19 protein-coding genes, 1 other RNA gene and 1 pseudogene are annotated in these 20,583 nt (G+C 54.2%); 9 read left to right on the top strand and 12 right to left on the bottom strand.

All coding sequences use genetic code 11. The features are described 5' to 3' along the window. The first annotated feature begins 131 nt into the window (after positions 1–131). Positions 132–518: a transfer-messenger RNA gene (gene ssrA / locus AACY26_RS18860) on the top strand. 357 nt (positions 519–875) lie between these two features. Here ssrA and AACY26_RS18865 read toward each other — a convergent pair. The 4 genes and pseudogenes from AACY26_RS18865 to AACY26_RS18880 form a co-directional block, all read right to left on the bottom strand. Continuing rightward, positions 876–1,195, bottom strand: a pseudogene (locus AACY26_RS18865) (tyrosine-type recombinase/integrase); the annotation flags it as partial. Between the two features lie 44 nt (positions 1,196–1,239). Then, a complete protein-coding gene (locus tag AACY26_RS18870) occupies positions 1,240–2,112 on the bottom strand; it encodes an isocitrate lyase/PEP mutase family protein (RefSeq protein ID WP_339516286.1) in 873 nt (290 codons plus the stop codon). A gap of 122 nt (positions 2,113–2,234) precedes the next feature. Next, positions 2,235–3,542, bottom strand: coding sequence for a C4-dicarboxylate transporter DctA (gene dctA / locus AACY26_RS18875; protein WP_339516288.1), 1,308 nt, complete (start codon positions 3,540–3,542; stop codon positions 2,235–2,237). A gap of 102 nt (positions 3,543–3,644) precedes the next feature. Further along, complete coding sequence (locus AACY26_RS18880; RefSeq protein ID WP_339516289.1) at positions 3,645–4,814, bottom strand: mandelate racemase/muconate lactonizing enzyme family protein; 1,170 nt, start codon at positions 4,812–4,814, stop codon at positions 3,645–3,647. A gap of 99 nt (positions 4,815–4,913) precedes the next feature. Between AACY26_RS18880 and AACY26_RS18885 the strand changes: the two genes are divergently transcribed. Continuing rightward, positions 4,914–5,804, top strand: a complete 891-nt coding sequence (locus tag AACY26_RS18885; RefSeq protein WP_339516291.1) for a LysR family transcriptional regulator — start codon at positions 4,914–4,916, stop codon at positions 5,802–5,804. 74 nt (positions 5,805–5,878) lie between these two features. Here AACY26_RS18885 and AACY26_RS18890 read toward each other — a convergent pair whose 3' ends face one another. The 5 genes from AACY26_RS18890 to AACY26_RS18910 all read right to left on the bottom strand — a co-directional run bounded on the left by AACY26_RS18890 (position 5,879) and on the right by AACY26_RS18910 (position 12,017). After that, positions 5,879–6,724 carry an alpha/beta hydrolase gene (locus AACY26_RS18890; RefSeq protein ID WP_339516293.1) on the bottom strand — a complete coding sequence of 282 codons (846 nt, stop codon included), beginning with the start codon at positions 6,722–6,724 and terminating at the stop codon, positions 5,879–5,881. Next, positions 6,721–9,093 (bottom strand): TonB-dependent siderophore receptor, encoded by a 2,373-nt coding sequence (locus AACY26_RS18895; RefSeq protein ID WP_339516295.1) that lies wholly within the window; start codon positions 9,091–9,093, stop codon positions 6,721–6,723. The genes AACY26_RS18890 and AACY26_RS18895 overlap by 4 nt, the downstream gene beginning before the upstream one ends. A gap of 64 nt (positions 9,094–9,157) precedes the next feature. Then, positions 9,158–10,087, bottom strand: coding sequence for a DUF4880 domain-containing protein (locus tag AACY26_RS18900; protein ID WP_339516296.1), 930 nt, complete (start codon positions 10,085–10,087; stop codon positions 9,158–9,160). Beyond that, on the bottom strand, positions 10,084–10,602 hold the full coding sequence (locus AACY26_RS18905) for a sigma-70 family RNA polymerase sigma factor (RefSeq protein WP_339516297.1): 519 nt from the start codon (positions 10,600–10,602) through the stop codon (positions 10,084–10,086). The genes AACY26_RS18900 and AACY26_RS18905 overlap by 4 nt, the downstream gene beginning before the upstream one ends. A 734-nt stretch (positions 10,603–11,336) precedes the next feature. After that, positions 11,337–12,017 (bottom strand): hypothetical protein, encoded by a 681-nt coding sequence (locus tag AACY26_RS18910; RefSeq protein ID WP_339516298.1) that lies wholly within the window; start codon positions 12,015–12,017, stop codon positions 11,337–11,339. A gap of 277 nt (positions 12,018–12,294) precedes the next feature. Between AACY26_RS18910 and AACY26_RS18915 the strand changes: the two genes are divergently transcribed. After that, a complete protein-coding gene (locus tag AACY26_RS18915; protein WP_339516299.1) occupies positions 12,295–12,978 on the top strand; it encodes a CatB-related O-acetyltransferase in 684 nt (227 codons plus the stop codon). Positions 12,979–13,096: 118 nt separating this feature from the next. Here the strand turns inward: AACY26_RS18915 and AACY26_RS18920 are convergent, their stop codons facing one another. Further along, positions 13,097–13,918 carry an AraC family transcriptional regulator gene (locus AACY26_RS18920; RefSeq protein WP_339516301.1) on the bottom strand — a complete coding sequence of 274 codons (822 nt, stop codon included), beginning with the start codon at positions 13,916–13,918 and terminating at the stop codon, positions 13,097–13,099. A gap of 129 nt (positions 13,919–14,047) precedes the next feature. Between AACY26_RS18920 and AACY26_RS18925 the strand changes: the two genes are divergently transcribed. Next, complete coding sequence (locus AACY26_RS18925) at positions 14,048–14,566, top strand: carboxymuconolactone decarboxylase family protein (RefSeq protein ID WP_339516303.1); 519 nt, start codon at positions 14,048–14,050, stop codon at positions 14,564–14,566. Positions 14,567–14,578: 12 nt separating this feature from the next. After that, entirely contained in the window at positions 14,579–14,833 is a 255-nt protein-coding gene (gene grxC, locus AACY26_RS18930) for a glutaredoxin 3 (protein ID WP_339516305.1), read from the top strand. Positions 14,834–14,950: 117 nt separating this feature from the next. Here the strand turns inward: grxC and AACY26_RS18935 are convergent, their stop codons facing one another. After that, positions 14,951–15,940 carry a sulfate/molybdate ABC transporter ATP-binding protein gene (locus AACY26_RS18935; RefSeq protein WP_339516306.1) on the bottom strand — a complete coding sequence of 330 codons (990 nt, stop codon included), beginning with the start codon at positions 15,938–15,940 and terminating at the stop codon, positions 14,951–14,953. Between the two features lie 401 nt (positions 15,941–16,341). Here AACY26_RS18935 and cysP point away from each other — a divergent pair, with 401 nt between their 5' ends. From cysP to AACY26_RS18955, 4 genes are all read left to right on the top strand, one after another. After that, positions 16,342–17,355 carry a thiosulfate ABC transporter substrate-binding protein CysP gene (cysP, locus tag AACY26_RS18940; RefSeq protein WP_339516307.1) on the top strand — a complete coding sequence of 338 codons (1,014 nt, stop codon included), beginning with the start codon at positions 16,342–16,344 and terminating at the stop codon, positions 17,353–17,355. Between the two features lie 65 nt (positions 17,356–17,420). Then, on the top strand, positions 17,421–18,275 hold the full coding sequence (gene cysT / locus AACY26_RS18945) for a sulfate ABC transporter permease subunit CysT (RefSeq protein ID WP_339516309.1): 855 nt from the start codon (positions 17,421–17,423) through the stop codon (positions 18,273–18,275). Beyond that, entirely contained in the window at positions 18,272–19,102 is an 831-nt protein-coding gene (gene cysW, locus AACY26_RS18950; protein ID WP_339516311.1) for a sulfate ABC transporter permease subunit CysW, read from the top strand. Before cysT ends, cysW (AACY26_RS18950) begins: the two co-directional genes overlap by 4 nt. 195 nt (positions 19,103–19,297) lie before the next feature. Further along, the gene (locus AACY26_RS18955) at positions 19,298–19,699 is read left to right on the top strand and encodes a hypothetical protein (protein WP_339516313.1); all 402 of its coding nucleotides are present in this window, start codon (positions 19,298–19,300) and stop codon (positions 19,697–19,699) included. Between the two features lie 6 nt (positions 19,700–19,705). On the opposite strand, the gene cysW (AACY26_RS18960) is transcribed toward AACY26_RS18955, so the two are convergent. After that, a complete protein-coding gene (cysW, locus tag AACY26_RS18960) occupies positions 19,706–20,578 on the bottom strand; it encodes a sulfate ABC transporter permease subunit CysW (protein WP_339516314.1) in 873 nt (290 codons plus the stop codon). Positions 20,579–20,583: the final 5 nt, after the last annotated feature.

Consider the following 20,583-nt stretch of genomic DNA (forward strand, 5'->3'; position numbering starts at 1 on the left):
AAAGACCCAATTGCTAGCAGCCGCCATCATACATGCATCAGGCCGGGCCACTCAGCAATCGAGTATTGGCGGTCGACGCACACAGGGGCTTTGTCGTACACTAGAGCGGTCTTAGAGACGCACCACCGTTTGGGGCCGATTAGGATTCGACGCCGGTAGCGAAACTCGAGGGGCATGCCGAGTGGGTAACAGAACTCGTAAATCCACTGTTGCAAACTTTATAATTGCCAATGATGACAATTACGGTGCTCAACTAGCTGCGTAAGCAGCCTAGTCGCACTTCTGGTAGCTTCGGCTCCAGCAATCATTAGGGGATGTCTGTAAACCCGAAATGATTGTCATATAGAACAGAATCGCCGCGTAGTACGTTGTGGACGAAGTGGCTAAAACTTACACAACTCGCCCAAAGCACCCTGCCCGTCGGGCGGCCAAGGGTTAACTTAATAGACACGGCTAAGCATGTAGAACCGACAGCGGAGAACTGGCGGACGGGGGTTCAAATCCCCCCGGCTCCACCATTTGCAACACGATAAGCCCTTGAATTTCTTAGTGATTTTCAGGGGCTTTTTGCTTTTCGGCTAAGCAGTGTCGAAAAAGTGTCGATTTTTTTCCAATCACCTATGTTTGGGATTAGGCAGTGGCCGCACATGAATGACAAAGAACTAAAGGCACACAAATCACATGCTGGAACACTGGCACTCATCACATTGATTGTCGGAGCCATCGTCTTTTATTGGATATACGAAGCAATCATGGCTCAGATTAGAAGCCGTGACACTCGGGAGACGGTTAGCATGCTTCTATGCATACCGGGTTTCTTTTACTTCTTAGCGTGGGGACCACTACAAGATTGGTATCTTTCCAAGCTGTGTGAGCTAAGTGAGAGGGCCAAGCCTAGTAGCCTCGAATAGATGCTCAGGAGCCAAGTGTGCATAGCGCATGGTCATAGCCAAGCTGGAGTGACCAAGAATTTTCTGCAGGGTAAGAATGTTGCCGCCGTTCTGGATGAAGTGGCTGGCGAAGGTATGGCGCAGAGAATGGGCGGCCTGCCCTGCGGAAGTTTGATTGAAGTTCTCGCCACAGCACGCCTAAACGAAGTGATGGACGAGTTGGGTTGTCCATGTTGCTTCCAATGACGGACGATCTTGGCTTCTAGCTCTTTGGTGATTGGCACAGAGCGAACCTTACGAGACTTCAGCATGAGTTCTCAATGATGGGGCTAGGAGCCACCAACAAAAATCAAACTGCTGAGCTATCCGATTTTAAATACGTCTTTGCCCACTCACGGTAGTGTTCAGAATATGTATATTTCGATATCAGTTCAGGCAGTGGGATATCTGCACCTTGCATGCCGCTCTGCTCTCGCAATGCGTCATAACTCGCTTTAATGGCTGCAAAAAACGGCGCATGTCCATTGACCACAACCCGTACATTAGCCGCACTGAGCTTTTCAACATCGCTCAATGCTGGGTTGCCGTAATTAATCAGCATGATCGGTACGCAAAGGTGCGAGGTGAGTGATTGCAAATGCGTAAAGTCTTTAACACCGACAAGACAAATCGCATCAGCTCCTGCCTTTTGATAGGCCGTTGTACGTGCAATGGAATCTTCCAGACTGGTAACAGACACATTGGTCCTAGCAATGATGCAAAGAGCATCATCTGTCCGGGCGAAACGTGCAGCGTAAATTTTGCTTGCAGCTTCTTCGGCGCCGATAAGCGCGTACGATTGCTCGCCATACTTGGCCGGTAGGAGTGTGTCTTCCAACGTTATAGCGGCAACACCGGCTTTCTGAAGCTCTGTTACCGTTCGCATTACGTTGAGTGCATTGCCAAACCCATGATCAGCATCGCCGATGATTGGGATTTGGCTCGTACGTCCGACTCGAGTTACCTGTTCTGCGTATTCATCAAGAGTAAGCAATGAAATATCCGGGGCGCCCAACACTTGCATCGAGGCGACGGAACCACCCTGAATACCAACCTCAAAGCCAAGATCTGCAGCCATACGCGCCGAGATAGGATCAAACACTGAGGCAGCAAATTTACACACGCTGCCTTTAAGCAAAGCAGAAAACGCCTTGCGCAGCTCATGGTGAGTTCGCTCAATCATTTTTTGGCTCCATCAAACAATACATCCAAGTCATTCATGGGCTCGTTAGGCGCTGAACGAGCCGTACAAATGTCGACCGGTCACCGCCAGCATTGCAGCGACATGACCGGTAGACCTCTGGGTTACTTTTGCGTCAGCAAGCTTCTTTGAGTCGCCTTCTCTTGTTGCATTGCAGCGATCTCACGTTCACAGGCTTCGATATCAAAGGAGTTGTCCCATTTGGCAATTGCGATGGTGCCAATACCGTTCCCAATCAGGTTGGTCACTGCCCGCGCCTCATTGAGGAATCGGTCGATGCCCAAGAGCAACACCAGACCCACCAGAGGAATGGAGTGGATGGTCGTAAGCGTTGCAGCAAGCGTTACGAAACCTGCACCCGCCACACCAGCAGAGCCTTTGGAGGTGAGCAGGAATACGCCTAACAGAATCATCTGATCCACAAAGGTGAGCGGCGTATTGGTGGCCTGGGCTATGAAGATGGCAGCCATGGTTAGATAGATGCAGGTGCCGTCGGCATTGAAGGTGTAGCCGGTTGGCAGCACCATTCCCACAACCGACTTTTTGCAGCCGAGCTTTTCAAGCTTGACCATCATTCGTGGTAGCACAGCTTCGGTCGAACAGGTGCCAAGCGTGATGAGAATTTCATCTTTGAAATAGCGCAAAAATTGCAGCAGAGGCATGCCTGACCAGCGGGCAACTGTGCCCAGCACTATCACAATGAAAACCAACGTCGTGAGGTAGAGCGCTACCAGCAACTGGCCGAGCGAAAGCAAAGTGCCAATCCCGTATTTACCGATAGTGAACGCCATACCTGCGCCAGCCCCAATCGGCGCCAGACGCATCACCATTGCCACAACCTTGAACAGCCCTTGCAGGAACAAATCGATGGTGTTGATCAAAGGCTTGCTGGTCTCACCCATTTGGACCAGGGCAACCCCCATCAGGACTGACAGCAGTATCACCTGAAGCATGACGCCATTCGAGAACGCGCCCACGAATGTGTGCGGGATAATGTTTAGGAAGAAATCAACAGCGCCACCCTGCTCACTTGCGACTTGGGTGTATTTGCTAACAGCACTGCCATCAAGGCTGCCAACGTTGATATTCATGCCAACACCCGGCTTGACGATGTTGACCACGATGAGGCCGATAACCAGGGCGATTGTTGAAAGAACTTCAAAGTAAATCAGCGCTTTTACGCCAATCCGGCCGACTTCTTTGATACTGCCCATCTTGGCAATACCTACAACGACCGTACCGAAAATAATCGGTGCCAAAAGCATTTTAATCAGCTTGATGAAGCCATCAGCGAAAGGTTGGAGCTTGGCTCCGAAATCAGGCACGAAGTAACCAATTGCGGCACCGATAACAATGCCGATTAATACTTGCATATAGAGCTGGCTGAACCAGCGGGGCTTGGAGTTTTCCACGTATCCACCTCATTTTATTTTTGTGATTGGCATGTGGCATGGCGTCAAAAGGTAACGCCCGGGGCTGCGGCCTCCCTCGAGGAGACCGCAAATAGAAGGTGATCAGCCTTCGCCCAACTCACGCATGACTGCGTACAAGGCAGACTTGGCTTCGAAGCCCACGCCCGGGATATCAGGCAGACCAACATAGCTATTTTCTACGCGGATACCGTCAGCAAAGCCGCCGAAAGGCTGGAATACATCCGGGTACGACTCGTTGCCACCCAGGTGCAGACCTGCTGCGATGTTCAGGGACATTTGGTGACCACCGTGCGGGACTACGCGACGCGAAGACCAACCCATTTCGTCCATGACCTTTAAGGTACGCATGTACTCCACAAGGCCGTAAGACAATGCACAGTCGAACTGCAGGTAATCGCGATCAGGGCGCATACCACCGTGACGCAGCAAGTTGCGCGCATCCTGATGAGAGAACAGGTTTTCACCGGTAGCCATCGGCAGTTCATAGTGATTAGCCAGTTCAGCCTGCAGCGCGTAGTCCAGCGGATCGCCAATCTCTTCGTACCAGAAGAGGTTGTACTTTTTGATGGCTTCGGCGTAGGCAATTCCTGTCTGCAGGTCGAAACGGCCGTTGGCATCGACCGCGAGGCGACGACCGTCCCCAACCACTTCAAGTACCGCTTCGATGCGGCGGATATCTTCATCCAGCGGCACTGCACCAATTTTCATTTTGACGACGTCGTAACCACGATCCAGGTAGCTCTGCATTTCTGCCTTGAGCTTAGATTGGTCTTTGCCGGGGTAGTAATAACCGCCCGCTGCGTAGACCCAAACCTTGTCATCTGCCACGCCGTTACGGTAACGGTCAGCCAATAGACGGTAGAGGGGCTTGCCCTCAATCTTGGCCACAGCATCCCATACAGCCATGTCGATGGTGCCAACTGCGACTGAGCGCTCGCCATGCCCACCTGGTTTTTCGTTGGTCATCAGGGTTTTCCAGATGGCGAAAGGATCCAGGTTGTTGTTCTCATGATCGATGAGACTTTCTGGGTCAGCTTCGGTGATACGCGCCAGGAAACGATCACGCATGAGTGCGCCTTGACCATAACGGCCATTGGAGTTGAAACCATAACCAATGACCGGTTTGCCATCGCGAATAACATCGGTGATAACAGCGACAACCGAACAGGTCATTTTGGAGAAATCGATGTAGGCGTTAGCAATTGGCGAGGCAATGGAAACTGTTTTTTCGCGGATGTCTACGATACGCATGACGGGCTCCTCTTGTTGTAGATAGCCCAACATTATTCTTTGCGATGAAGCCCGCCCAATGCTATTAATGCCCCACCCTATGCAAAAGAGGCATACCCCTTGGAACTCGTCTGGCTGGAAGACTTATCAGCGCTTGCGGAGTACGGCAGCTTTGTTCGTGCGGCTGAAGCACGGCACGTTACTCAGCCCGCATTCAGCCGTAGAGTGCGCGCCCTAGAGAATTGGATGGGGGTACAGCTGTTCATCCGCACCCATCAAGGAGCGACATTGACCGAAGCGGGAAGGCAAATTTTGCCAAGTGCTCAGGAGGCTGCAAGACGCTTGTATCGGATGCGTACTGAAGCCCAGGAAATTGCGGGCATGACCGCTAAAACACTGAACTTTGCAGCGACACACTCCCTGTCGTTTACATTTTTCCCAAGCTGGCTCAGGAACACCGAAAACGGGGCACCCATCGAGGCGGTACAGCTTCATTCAGGCAGCATGGCTGTTTGTGAGCAAATGCTGATACACGGCCAAATCCAATTTATGCTTTCTCATCGCCACCCCGATGTTCCGCCATTACTGGCACCGGATCAGTTCACCAGCAAGAAGGTGGGTGAAGATGTACTTGTTCCTCTGGCGTGCGCGTCCGCCAGCTTCGGCACATCAGCGGCGGCTTTGCCATATCTTGCTTACACCCATGAGTCCGGGCTGGGCCGCATCGTCGCTCACAGGCTCCATGGCAAAGCAGATTATCTTCACCTGAAACCACTTTTCAGTAGCCACCTAGCAGCGGTGCTGATGTCTATGGCTTTAGAGGGTAAGGGGGTTGCCTGGTTACCTAGGAGCCTCACCGAACAGGAAGTGGCAGATAAACGACTGGTCAGAGCGCTCGACGATAGTTGGGATATCCCGCTAGAGATTCACCTGACGCGCCCTGTGGCACCGCTCAGCCCTTCTGCCGAAGAATTCTGGGCCAGACTCGGAGGCCAAGCAGTATCTGGATAATGCTGTGCCCTCATTTGATGCCCAAGCGCGAGCTGCATCCCCGCGCCTTTGCGCTTCTTCGAGTAGGCTGGCACTCAAAAGCGTCGAGTACTCACTAATTCGTCTAAGACCCTCGTGGTGATGCGAAACGGTATCGACATATGATCTTCACCCTTCTCGATTTCAAAGTCGCTGCGCAATCCGTACTGCGACAGATCTTCCAAACGCAGTTGCAGAGAGCGCGCATCTTGGATCGCTTGCGGCAAGTCGCGTTCGGCCATGATTAGTTTCAAACTGCTGTGGGTTAGATCCAGTTTTCCGGCATGCGCCTGCTTGGTGAATGTGCGTTCAGGCTCAAGCAAGTAACGGTCACGCCACCACAGGCTCGGGCTCACTGCCACTATGTGCTGGAACAGCGCCGGTCGAGTGAATAATGCGTAGACACCGAACATTCCACCAAAAGAATGCCCAACCAGGCTGCGCTGGTCTTGATCGACCTTGAATGTCTCGGAAACCCTTGGCATCAGACGTTTCTGGATAAAATCAAGAAATAGATCTTGGCCGCCTTGTGCAGGTGTGTTGCGCTCCTTGGGTTGCGGTGGCGAGTGATCGAAGGCGCGCCGTTCAAAATCCAATGGCGTTTCGCTTGGGTAGCCGATGGCGACCACAATCGAACTCTGCAAACGTTTTTGAGCACGCTTGGCCGCATGGAACGCGGGAAAGTATGCATTGCCATCCAATAGATAGATCACCGGATAACCACCGGTATAGGGTACCTCGCCTTCCGGCAAGCTAATCATGATGCGGTATTCGCGCCCCTCTGCACTCGTCATCAACCACTGCTCGGTACCATCTAGAGCGACGGGTTCGGCTTGGGCGGTGCCAAGCAGCAATGCTCCTAGTGTCAGTGCTGCCGCGCGTAGCCAGTTCAAAGCGATCACCAGCTATAGCTCAAGCTGGTGACCACACTGCGGCCCTCGCCCCGGTAGCAATAACCGTCTTGGCAGTTAATGTATTGCTTGTCCGTCAGGTTGCGGGCGTTCAAGGCCAGACGTACACCGTCCATGCTGGCACTGAAGTCGTAGTGCACGCCAGCATCGAACAGGGTGTAGTCATCGTTCTTTATTGTGTTCATATCGTCGCCATATTCGCTGCCGGTGTAACGGGCACCAGCACCGAAGCCCAAGCCGACCTCCAGCTTGTAATCCAACCACAGCGAGGCTAGATGGCGAGGCACATCTTTCGGGTCCTTGCCCTTGTTGCCATCGTTGCTCTTGGTCACCTCTGGGTCGTTATAGCTGTAGCTGGCGGTCATGTGCAGGCGCTCACTGAGGTCTGCCACAGCCTCTAACTCTAAGCCACGCGACACCTGTTCCCCAGTTTGCACGCTGTTAAGCGGATCATAGGGATCACGGGTGGTCACGTTTTCTTGAGTCAAGTGATAGAGCGAGGCGGTATACATCGCGCTGCTGCCGGGCGGCTGGAACTTGATACCAACTTCGTATTGCTTACCCTCAGTTGGTTTGAAGGCAGCGCCGCTGGAGTTGGTACCACTTTGCGGAAGGAAGGACTCAGCGTAGCTGGCGTAAGGCGCCAAACCGTTGTCAAACAGATACAGCGCGCCAAACTGGTAAGTGGTCGCAGAATCGCTGGTTTTACTGTTGGAGTTGCTCAAATTATCGTTATTACGGGCGTGCGCCCAGTCACGACGCAACCCAGCAGACAAGCGCCAGCGGTCAAGCTCGATCTGGTCCTGCAGGTACAGGCCGCTGCGTTGGTTCATGCTGTCCTGATCGGCCAAGGCACCAGTCGGTTTGCTTACCGGTTGGTGGTAATCCGGTGCGTTCATATCAATGGACGGCGCTGGCCCACTGGCATACAACACTGAGCTGTCGAACCATGCGTAATCCCAACCGGTCAGCAGGGTGTGTTGCAGATCGCCCGTGGCGAAGCGGCTGACCAGTCGCGTATCTGTAGTGACCGAGTCCATGTTCTCGTACACACCCACCGCATAACGATCCATCACACCGTTATTGATGGTACCGTCAGGCTGCAGATACTGGTTAGTCGTATCCAGTTGGCCGTAGCGCAGGTTCTGTTGCAGGCTGAAGGTGTCGTTGAAGGCGTGTTCGAACTCATAGCCGAAGGTCCATTGGCGCTGTTCGAGCTTGTCGAAGTATTCATCGCCCTGCCAAAAATCCGTGAGGTGGTCGCCGTTCTGGTAGAGCATCGGTGAAGCCGCCGTTTCGCGCTCCTGATACTGGGCCAGTAGAGTCAGGCTAGTATCGGGGTCGATCTTCCAGCTCAACGAAGGCGCCAACATGCGCACATCATTATTCAGTTGCTCTATATAGGTTTCTGCGTCGCGGTATACGCCCACAGTGCGGAACAACAGATCGCCCTCTTCATCCAGCTGACCACCGATATCGAACTGGCCCTGCTGGTGCTCGTCATTACCAGCCTGTATCTCGACTTGGTTCTTCGCCAGCAGGCTTGGACGCTTGCTCACCCGATTGACCATGCCGCCTGGGCTTATCTGTCCGTAAAGCACAGAAGCCGGGCCTTTGAGTACTTCGATGCGCTCCAGCGCATAGGCCTCGGTGCCGTAGATTGACAACCAGCCGTTATAGGGCTGGCGCAGGCCGTCAAGGAAGTCGGAGGACATGGTGGTATCAAAACCGCGCACACTGATCGTGTCAAAACGCGGATCCAGCCCAGAACTACCAGTCCGTACACCCGCGCTGTAGGCTACAGCGTCCTCTACCCGATTAACCTTGCGGTCGGCAATTTGCTCGGAGGTCACTACGCTAATGCTCTGCGCGGTCTCTAAAATTGGCTTGTCGGTCTTAGTTGCAGTACTGGCATTGCTCGCGTAATAGCCCGGAACCGGGGCAAAAGCACTCTGCGTGCTAGCACCATAAGTGGTGGTTGGCTCGAGTTGATAGCTTGCCTCTGTCGAGTCTTTAACAACCACATACCCGGAAAGCGTTTTCTGCGCGACCAATCCGCTGCCACCCAGCAACTCCGCCAGCCCGCTTTCTATGGACCCTCCGCCCGATAAACCCGGACTACTGAGCCCGCGTACCACATCAGGAGAATACGAAAGCGTAATCCCGGCGCGGTCGGCGAACAGGTTGAGTGCCTGCTCTAGCGGTCCGGGAGGAATGCTCGGAGAAACCGAGGAAGGAGCCGGTGAGACAGCCTGAACCGAGAGGCTTGCCGTGCCACCCATCAAGGCCAGCGCAATGCAAATCGCGCGTGGCAACGTAAAGCGTTGAGGTTGAAACGGCAAGGAGCTGGCAGAACGCATGTCGGAATCCATTGAGTGAGTGTTCTGCTCTAACCGGATGAAACGAAAAAGTCCGACAAACTTTTTACGCAGTCGCAACCATGCGCACCCACCAACGCGTGCGCTCAACGATTTTTACTGGTAACAGGTGGGTGATGTTGTGCAGCATTACTTCGGGTTGATCTATGTGAAAAACCCCAGAAAGACGCAGGCTGGCTACATCGCTATCGCAGCCGAGCCACCCCTGACGGTAGCGCCCAGCTTCAGCCAAGAAGGCATCCAAGCGTATATCGTTGACTATCAACAGGCCGCGCGCCCAGGCAAAAGGGTCGAGTGGACTGTTAGCCAGCGGCGTTATCTTCTCAGCCGACACGCTCACGCCTTCCCCTGCTTGAAGCTGCAGCTGCTCAACCTTAGAGGTGATGAGCAGCTGGCCACTCTGCACACGGATTTCGCTGTAACCGTCGCGCTCACGCATTAGCACTCGCGCCTGCCGTGCACTGCACTGGGCGAACCGGCAGCGTGCTTGCCATTGCGCGCCATCAACCAGCACTTCACCGGCATGCAGCACCAACTCACGCCCCTGCACGTCTACCGAACTTTCGGTATTGAGCAACACCTCAGTATCCGCGCCCAGCGTTAACAGTCGGCGCTCACCAATGGCCGTAGTAAAGTCTGCACGCCAGGCACCAGGAGGCTTGGTGATCAGTAGCGCTGAACCGCCAACTGCGAAACCGAGGCCAAGAAGCTTCAGGGTACGACGCCGGCTAAGATCTGTTTCCGCGCGCTGCAATATGGAAATGCTATGTGCTGATTCGGGCAAGTGATTGCCTTGGAACAGCCCACTCATGCGCTGCAAGCGTTGCCAGACAATTTGATGTTCTGCGTCTTGGCGCAGCCATTCGTGCAGTTGTTGCTGCAACTCGGCATTACCGGCATTGGCCCATAAACGCATCTGCCACTCCACGGCCTCACGCACAATATCCTGTGAATGCTGCTCGTTGAGCTTGCTCACTGCATATCCTCGACATACAAGTGATAACAATGCACCAGCGCGCTCGCGACATGACGCTCCACGGTGCGGCTGGAAACACCCAGTTCCAGCGCAACTTGCTGATAATTCAAGCCACCGAGCTGGTACAAAAGAAAGGCTTCGCGGACAGCAGGTTTCAGGCCGTCAAGCAACTGCGAGATGCGCTCCAAACACTGAAGGGCCTCGTAACGAACCTCTGGTGAGGGGTGGCTCGGGGTTGGCAACTGCGCTATTGCATCGAGATAGGAGCGCTCCAACACATCACGACGCCAGTGATCAATCATCAAGCCGCGGGCAATACGCGCCAACAAGGCACGAGGCGCGCTATCACTGACAGGCTGCTGGCGCAGTAGCAAACGCACAAAGGTATCTTGGGCAATATCTGCAGCCTGATGAGAGCAACCAGCCGAGCGTCGTAACCAACTGTGAAGCCAGCCGTGATGCGTGCAGTACAGGACGTCGATAGGGATGGTTGAATCTGCATCAGGTTGCGACATGGCACACTCCGGGCCGATAAGGGGACAGTCCATGAGTGAGCATGGCGAATACGCGCACATTATTCGATAATAATTCTCATTACAATTATTACTAGCAATGCGCTTACAAGATATTTGCCTCACGCTTGATTTTCTAGCGACCGGATAACTCAAACCGGGCTAACACCATCAATATCTCCAGGCACAGGGATCATCGTTTGTATCGGAACCGAACGCCTGGTGAGCTGGCACGACCGGATGCCTTAGTAGCGCAAAGTCCGTGTCGATTTCTAGCGAGTAGCGACCGATCGTTTAGGACGATCACGGTAGCAGTCGATTCTCTAGTGCGAGATGAAGTTCGACTTCCCAACTCGGGTCGCCAGCACCGGCTTGTGCGGATGGTGCTTGCAATACAGTTCAAGTCCGGCATGGACGTTATCGTAGCGGGCTTGGCAAGAGATACCTGTTTGGCATGAGCTGGTGACAGGACAATGGCGCTCAGGCGAAAGCGAGCCATGAGAAGGCTCGTTTGAATACTGCTAGATATGAGTACCGCAACTGCCTCTATCTGCCCCTCTTCGCAAGGGCTGAACTGGGGCGCGTAAGCAACACCTTGTACGAGGCGATAGCCTCAACCCCAAATGTTTTGAGGCCAATGCCCTGACGCAGTGACATTTCATAGCTAATTTATTAGACCGAGTTTCACCGCGCAATAGGAAAAGGCGATTCAGGCGACCGCCTTTTCCGTAATGGCTTTAAAGGCTAGTGCGCGGGGCTTCGGCAGAGTCTTTCTCTAACTGCGTCAACATATATTCAATTTGGGCATTGAACGGGTAGATCAGGGGTTTGCCGTTGCGCTGGGCGGTTTGCAGGTACTTCCAGCGCATTGGCACTTTTTGGTATGCCTTGGGGTTCTCGGTCGATAGCGCGTCTATTTGCGCGCTGATGTCGCTGGCGAGTTGGTCAATGGCTTGTTGATCGCTGGCTTTTGCGAGTGGCGTGTCTTGGCGAATGCTGAGTACGGCGAAAGCGCGCAAGTTATCCGAAAGACGTGGTGGAGGGTTGGTTGTGTCGGCAGGTATAAAAGAATCGAGCAGGTTAAAGATTTCAGATGCCTGGGACAGCGAGGTGTTGAGGTCGAAATTCTTTTCGTGATAAGCGGCGTGGACCTTTGCGGCGTAATCTTGGTAGGTCGAGAGAATGCCTTCCAGGGTGGCGGCGCCCTTCTCTGCCTTGACCTGCTCGCCCAGCTGATTTTGGGCTTCACTCATCTGCGTCCAGAATCGTTCGTCGCCGCCGTTGCTGTAGAGCAACAGGTAGCGCTCCACGTCGAGTGCGGTTGAGCGGATGTCAGCGCTCGCGGCGGCTTTTGCGTAAGACAGCGGCAAAACCAGGGCAAGACTCAATGCTGTAGCGGCAATGCGAAGAACGCGCATGCAGGCCTCTCGATAAGGAAAACCGCGCATATTGCAGGATCACAATTAAGGCCGGAGCCAGCTATTTCTTACACGCGCGTAGGCTTGATCTGAAAGCACCGACTTGAAGGCATTTACAGCACCTGAGCCAGTAGTGAATAACGTATCAATCCATCCGCCACTTATAACGATGCGAGATTTACCGAGCCGGGGAAGTGCCTGATAATCCGAAGCGATCAGGGGCGCTACCGTATAGTTGTTGGTTTTAAGTGCCCGGCGAGGCAATGGGGAGAGGAAAATGGAGTGGGTGTCGTTAGTGCTGTCGGCGAGCGCGCTGATAGTGGTGTTGCTGTATATCGGCGTTGCGAGCCCAAACGCCAAGCGAAAACGACTTAAACGTGTGCTTGAGGCTGTGCCCGAATTTGAGCGGGGCCAGGCGCATTTCAAACGCCGCTATCCACGCTATGAGTACGGTACCGGCAGCTACGGCATGCCCGAGGTCAAGGATTTCCGCGAAGGCACGACCCTCAAGATTGGCGCTTATTGTTCGATCGCCAACGGGGTTTTGATCGTGCTTGGGGGGGATCATCGCACTAACTGGATTTCCACCTACCCGTTCCCGGCCAAGTTGAAAGAGGCCAGCCACATCAAGGGCTACGGCGGATCACGAGGCGATGTGATCATCGGCAACGATGTCTGGCTATGCACCAACAGTACGATTTTGTCGGGCGTCACGGTCGGACATGGCGCTGTTGTGGCGGCTGAATCACTGGTCAACCGGGATGTCGCGCCATACTCGATCGTGGCGGGCAATCCTGCACGGGTGATTGGCTGGCGGTTCGATGAGCCAACCCGCGAGGCACTGCTTGCGACCGGCTGGTGGGACTGGCCGAAAGAGGAAGTCGCCAGCGTGGTCGAGCGCCTCTGCTCCGAGGATGTCGCCGGTTTCCTCGACTACGCGCGCAACCGCCGCACGGCATAGACCCCAAACCCGACCAATCTAATGGATGAACACCGGGAACTGCAAAATGAAAAGGCGCCTTGGGCGCCGCTTTGGTTTTAGCCAGTAAACAATGCGCTTCAATCAGAACCTAGCATTTCTATGAGGTGCGGCGCTGCATCCACTCACTGGGGCTGACGCCAACCTTGCGCCGGAAGGTGCGCGCAAGGGCGGATGGGCTTTCGTAGCCGACCTCGTCGGCGATTAGCGCGATGGGGCGGCCTTCGCGTAAGCGCTTTTGCGCCAGGCTGATTCGCCAGTTGGCCAGGTAATCCGCCGGGGTAATGCCCACCGTCTGGCGAAAGTGTGCGGCAAAACTGGCCCGCGACATGCTCGCAATGCCCGCCAGGTCAGCCACAGTCCAATTGCGCTGGGGGTCGTTATGGATGCCCGTGAGCGCCCGCGACAAGCGTGGATTAGCCAGCCCAGCCATCATCCCCGAGGCAATGCTGCGGCTGGCAAGCAGATAACGAAGCAACTGGATCACCATCAGCTCAAACAGGCGATTAAGCACCACGTCGCGGCCACATTCATCACCGAATGCCTCTTCAAACAGCCAGTCGAGATTGCCGAGCAAACCCGGTAGTTCCCGAAGTGGCTTGATGATGTAAGGCGGCAACGCCAGGGTCAGCGGGTTATTGGCGCCGCCATCAAAGTTCAAGGTCGCACACACCAGTTCAGCTTCATCGGCCTCCGTCGCCGTCAACTGATGTTCCAAGGGGCGAATCAGCAGCACCAGGCTTGGCTCGGTCAACTCAATGAGTTGACCCTGCGCATCCCTGAAGCCCAGGTGACCAGAGCGCAGCAGATGCACATGGCCATAGTTGCCCTCGGCGATATCCGTCACCCCGCAAAAGCCGCCCTGATGATAGGTGGTCGCATGCAGGTTGAAGTGTTTAAGAAGGGTTGATAAGCGATCCATGGTCAAGACCTATTTAGACGATCTGTTGCATAACATCGACGATCTGAACCCAAAAGAAAAGTCCTGAGCTCTAATATTCACTCAACGCTTGTTCAACAAGCCTGCGATTTAACCTATTGGAGATTGACCATGCCTCGTATTGCAGCCCCAACCCAAGACCAAGCCCCTGCCGGCTCACAGCCAGCTCTTGAGGGCGTGCAAAAAGCCTTTGGCTTTATTCCTAACTCCATCAAGACAATGGCCAATGCCCCGGCAGCATTGAATGGCTATTTGGCTTTGGGGCAGGCCTTGAGCAAAAGCTCGCTAAGCGCTGCCGAGCGGGAAATTGTGGCCCTTGCGACCTCTGAAGTTAATGGTTGCAACTATTGCATCGCAGCACACGCCGCTTTGGGTAAAAAAGTCGGCTTAAGCAAAGACGATATGCTTCAAGCATTAACGGGTGAGTTGAATGCACTGGCTTTACTGGCGCGACAAATCACTGAAAGCCGTGGTCATTTAACAGATGCTCAAATCGCTGCCGCCCGCGATGCAGATTTGACGGACGCGAAGATTGTTGAAGTAGTTGCCCTGGTAGCACAGTTAACCCTGACCAATTACATAAACAACATAGCGGCTAGCGATCTAGATTTCCCACCATTTGCACGTTAAGGAGACGAGAACATGAGCCATGTAACCCTCTACACAACTCCGCATTGTCCTTACTGCGTAAGTGCTAAGAGCCTGTTGGCGCGCAAGGGCGCCAGCACCACGGAAATTGACGTCGCGGCCTCGCCCCAGAGGCTCGCGGAAATGCTGCATAAGTCCAAGCGTAGAAGTGTGCCGCAGATATTTATTGGCGACCTGCATGTTGGCGGCTTTGATGATCTGGCCAGTCTCGAACGCAAGGGCGAGTTGGATGCATTGCTCAAGGCGTGAAAGCTGCACAAAGAGTCTGAACAGCCTGCGTTATCGAGCAAGAGAGCTCGGTGGCGCAGGCTTTTTGCGTCTGTAAGCGGTGCCGCCAAATCAAATAGTAGCTTGAGCCCTACCTGATCAGGGATTGGTCAGCGCCTGGCCACCCTTGGGCTTGAAGTAGAGTGTCTCGCCTCGCGTGAGGTCATCAAGACTCAAGTGATCCTTGGCGACTTCGGCTTCGATCAGGTCAGCCTGACCTTCTACCTTGAGGGTTACGCGGGTGATTGCGCCCAATGGCCTGATATCCCGCACTTCACCCGCCTGATGCCCTTCTTCGGCATGACGCGACAGGTGAACTTCATGCGGACGGAACAATACGTGGTGGTCATCGCCGATATACAGGCGGTTGGCATCGCCCAGGAAGTGATAGACAAAGTCACTGGCCGGATTTTCGTACACCTCAGCCGGAGACCCAATCTGCTCGATCACACCCTTGTTCATCACCACGATCCGGTCTGCCACTTCCATGGCTTCTTCCTGGTCGTGGGTGACGAATACTGATGTCAGGTGTACATCTTCGTGCAGGCGCGCCAACCAACGGCGAAGCTCCTTGCGCACCTTGGCATCCAGCGCTCCAAATGGCTCATCCAGCAGCAAGACCCTGGGCTCAACGGCGAGTGCGCGGGCCAGTGCAATACGCTGACGCTGGCCACCGGAAAGCTGCTCCGGATAACGGTCAGCGAGCCAGTCGAGTTGCACCAAGCCAAGCAGCTCATGCACCTTTTCGGCAATAACCTTCTCACTTGGGCGCTCGCGCTTGGGCTTCATGCGCAGGCCGAAGGCGACGTTATCGAATACCGTCATGTGGCGAAATAATGCGTAGTGCTGGAATACAAAACCGACATTACGGTCACGCACATCGTGTTCGGAGACGTCCTCGCCGTGGAACTGGATGCTGCCGGTATCGGGCGTTTCCAGGCCAGCGATAATGCGCAGCAAGGTGGTTTTTCCGCACCCGGACGGTCCGAGCAACGCGACCAGCTCGCCACTCTGAATATTCAGGTTGATCTGGTTCAGCGCCTTGAACGCATTGAAGTTCTTGCTGACGTTAGTGATTTCAATCGACATGCGTTGCGTCCTCAGCCTTCTGGCGCGGGCGGTTAATTCTTATGGCCATACAGCCAAAGTTGCAGGGAAACGGCTGATAAAGGCGATGCCTAGATGCGCGGATGATAGCGTCGCCATGCATATTCTTAAAAATACTCTTTAGTCACATTTATATTCATTTATAGAATATAAAAATCAACCCTTGCCGCCCTGAAATGTGCGCACACACTAGCCATTAGGTTATTGGTTGTAAATCCAAGACGCCTGGACATCAAGGCTGCAAATTCGATTCAGATCTATACATAGCGCTAAAAATTACTTTTTAAGAATAATAAACTTAGGCAATATCAGCCCCAATAATTTGGCCTAGGGTCGGATAATCGGATTTTATGCCTGCCGCAAACATGGGGAATGTTTAGATCATGCTAAAGAAATTGCTTGTCGCCAGTGTTATTTCCACGAGTCTGCTCAGTAGCCTGCCTGTTCTGGCTGAAGACAAGCCTATTCTCAATGCTTCGTACGATATCGCACGTGAAGTATTTGCCGCGATCAACCCCAAGTTTGTTGCCAAATGGAAGGCTGAAACCGGCAAGGACCTGAAGATCGACCAGTCTTTTGCCGGTACTTCACGTCAGGCGCAAGACATTATCCAAGGTAAAAAGGTTGATATCGTTACCTTCAACCAAGTCACCGATATCGACATCCTCGCCAAGCGTGGCCTGGTGCGCAAAGACTGGGCCAAGCAGTTCCCTAACAACAGCTCGCCGTATTACAGCACCACCGCTTTTCTGGTGCGCAAAGGCAACCCGAAAAACATCAAGAACTGGGATGATTTGGCCCGTGATGATGTGAAGCTGGTTTTTCCTAACCCGAAAACCTCGGGCAACGCCCGCTACAGCTATTTGGGCGCTTGGCTCTATGCCAATGAGAAGTTTGACGGCGATGAAGCCAAGATCAAAAGCTTCGTCGCAAAGATCCTGCATAACGTGCAGAACTTCCCCACTGGCGGCCGTGCTGCGACTGTAGCCTTTGCCCAGAATGGCCAAGGTGACGTGCTGCTGACCTTTGAATCTGAAGTGATCAACATCGCCAACAGTGATGAGTTCAAATCCGGCGAGTATGAAATCGTGGTCCCGCCAGTGAGCGTTCTGGCTGAGTTCCCGGTCGCGCTGGTTGATAAGGTCGTCGACTCCAAAGGCACCCGCGAAGTTTCCAAAGCCTTTCTTGAGTTCCAGTACACAAAAGAAATCCAGCAACTGCTGACTACCTTCAACTACCGCGTGCATAACCCAGAAGTGGTCGCTGCTACGGCCAGCCAGTTCCCGCAAGTGCGTTTGATCAACCCCAATGAAGTGCTGGGCACTTGGGATGAGATCACCGAGAAGCACTTCGCCTCCAACGGTGTACTGGATCAGTTACTGGCTGAAGGCCGCTGATAGTTCTTTGCTTTGAGTTGTACAATAAGCCACGACTTTAAGTTGTGGCTTATTCGTTCGGGAATATGAGCTTGCAAACCTCTCCGCGTTTTTTCCTGCAGAAACCCTTGCTCCCAGGTTTTGGCCTGAGCTTTGGCTTCAGCACCTTTTATATTTCACTGGTCATTCTGTTTCCGCTGTCGGCGTTGCTGGTTTATGTCAGTGACATGGGCTGGGCTCAGTACTGGCAGGCGATCAGTGATCCTCGGGTGGTGCAAAGTTATAAGGTGACCTTGAGCGGTGCCTTCTACGCCACCATTGCCACAGTCGTGATCGGCATGCTGCTGGCGTGGATCATTACCCGCTATGAATTTCCGGGCCGGCGCCTGGTCGATGCCTTTATCGACCTGCCCTTCGCCTTACCGACCTCAGTCGCCGGCTTGACCCTGGCTACGCTGCTGGCACCAAGCGGCTGGCTGGGCGCATGGCTTGAACCCATGGGCATCAAGCTGGCCTATGCCTACCCAGGCATCATGATCGCCATGGTGTTTACCAGCCTGCCGTTTGTTGTGCGCACTGTGCAGCCGGTGATGCAGGACATGGGGCACGAGTATGAAGAAGCCGCCAGGACCCTGGGCGCCAACCGCGTACAGACCTTCTTCCACGTCATACTTCCGACCTTGCTGCCCGCGTTATTGACTGGCGCCTCGCAGTCATTTATTCGCAGCCTCGGTGAATTTGGCGCGGTGATCATGCTGGCGGGCAATATTCCGTTTAAGACCGAAGTGTCTTCGTTGATGATTTTTATCCGCTTGCAGGAGTTCAACTATCCGGCCGCAGCGGCAATAGCATCGGTGATTCTGCTGGCGTCTCTGACCCTGCTGTTTAGCTTGCAAGTACTTCAGGGCCATCTTTTCAAATGGCAACGGCAAGGCAAATGAAAAAACCTCAACACTGGCATCAATGGCTGCTGATCGCGCTTGGCTTGAGCCTTGTCATCCTGATTCTGCTGGTGCCTTTGCTGTTGATTTTCAGCAAGGCGCTGTCGGGCGGCTTGGCTCTGTTATGGGGCAACCTCAATGAAGATTTCATGCTGCACGCCATTGGCCTGACGCTAATGGTCGCCGCCATGACCGTACCGATCAACCTGGTGTTCGGCATACTCTTGGCGTGGTGCATCACTCACTATGATTTCCGTGGCCGCAAGGTGCTGACCACCTTTGTCGACATCCCTTATGCGGTATCCCCGGTTGTGGCAGGCCTGTGCTATCTGGTGGTCTACGGCATCGAAAGTACGCTGGGCCAATGGTTCTACGATAACGACATCCAGATCATGTTTGCTTGGCCCGGCATTGTCATGGTCACCGTATTCGTCACCGCGCCTTATGTAGCCCGTATTCTGATCCCTGTCATGCAGGCCCAGGGGCAGGATGAAGAAACCGCTGCGCTGTGTCTGGGCGCAAATGGCTGGCAGATATTCCGCAACATCACCCTACCTAAAATCAAGTGGGCATTGCTCTACGGCGTGGTGGTAACCAACGCCCGTGCAGTCGGTGAGTTCGGTGCGGTGTCGGTGGTGTCAGGCACCATTATTAACCAGACCCTGACCTTGCCCTTGCTAGTCGATCAGCTCAATAACGACTACAAAACCGCTGCTGCATTTACCGCAGCCGCCCTGCTCGCACTGATGGCGCTGCTTACGCTACTGCTAAAAACCTTTATGGAGTGGCGCCAGCGCACCTTGATGCAACGAGCAGAAGCCCAGTAATTGATTCGCCAAGCGCCCCGACGCGCTTGGCGCCAACCCGGCATAGACCGAGGCCGAGACGGCCAACAAAAAACTGGGATATTCGATCAAGCCTGTGCTAAAAACGGCGCAGGCGCATCAGGCTTTGACCCGTCTTCTCGCACATTTGGGTGCGGCAGCTTGAGCCGTTTTACTACGCCGTTATGATCGGAGCCCATGAGCGAATCCTTTGTAAACCGCCAACCTTGTCCGCCCGGCGCCTGCGACTGCGGGCGTGAGCAACTGGAGACGACTCCAGGGGCGGACGTGCGCATCCTGCGATTGACCCGCCATGAAGAAAAGCGCCTGATCGAGCGGCTTGAAAATATCCAGAGCCTTGAAGACCTCGAACGCCTGCAAGCGCGCATTTATGAGCAACTGGGCGTACGCGTAAACGTGGCGCCCGGTTTTAATGAAGTACGCAGCATGCGCGGCATCGCCATTGAGATCGCCGAACTGACCGGGCTGTGCCGCAAAACCCGACAATCAATACCGGCAGCTATTCGCCGAGGGCTGGAGAAACATCCAGAGATCGCCTTCCGCCTGCTTGATAGCCACGACTTGCTGCGCGACACATAGCCCAGTTCAAGCCTCGCTGGCGGCGTGTTTGAGCTGATTGAGGCGCTGCTCACTCAGCTGTTTCAACAACAGGATGATCAGCGCCAGCAGTAATAACAAACTGGCAACGCTGAATGCCGCGACATGGTTGTATTCGTTGTAGAGAATCTCGACATGCAGCGGCAGCGTGTTGGTGTAGCCACGGATATGCCCTGAAACCACCGAAACAGCGCCAAACTCACCCATCGCCCGCGCGGTACAAAGCACCACACCGTAGATCAGCCCCCACTTGATGTTGGGCAAGGTGACGTGCCAGAACATTTGCAAGCCATTAGCGCCGAGCAAGCGGGCGGCTTCCTCTTCCTGGGTGCCCTGCTCCTGCATCAATGGAATCAGTTCGCGCGCCACAAATGGCACGGTGACGAACACTGTTGCCAAAATGATTCCCGGCAGGGCGAAAACAATTTGAATATTGCGCGCCTGCAACCACTCGCCGAAAAAGCCTTGGGCGCCGAACAACAGCACATAGATCAAACCTGCAATTACCGGCGATACCGAGAACGGCAAATCGATCAGCGTGACCAGCAGGCTTTTGCCACGAAACTCATATTTGCTGACCGCCCATGCCGCGCAGACGCCAAACAACAGGTTAAGCGGCACGGAAATGCCCACGGCAAGCAGGGTCAACTGCAATGCAGACAAGGCATCAGGCTCAAATATGGCACTGATAAAAACCGTCCAGCCCTGCTTCAGTGCAGCGCTGACAACCACGCCCAATGGCAGCAACAGGAATAATCCAAACACCAGCCAGGCCACTGTTATCAGCAAGGGCTTGCTTGGATTATTGCGGCGCCTGAGCGGGCGAATTGAAGACGACAAGACACTCGATTGCGATGACATGACCT

It is taken from the genome of Pseudomonas sp. RL_15y_Pfl2_60, assembly GCF_963970595.1.
Taxonomy (GTDB): Bacteria; Pseudomonadota; Gammaproteobacteria; order Pseudomonadales; family Pseudomonadaceae; genus Aquipseudomonas.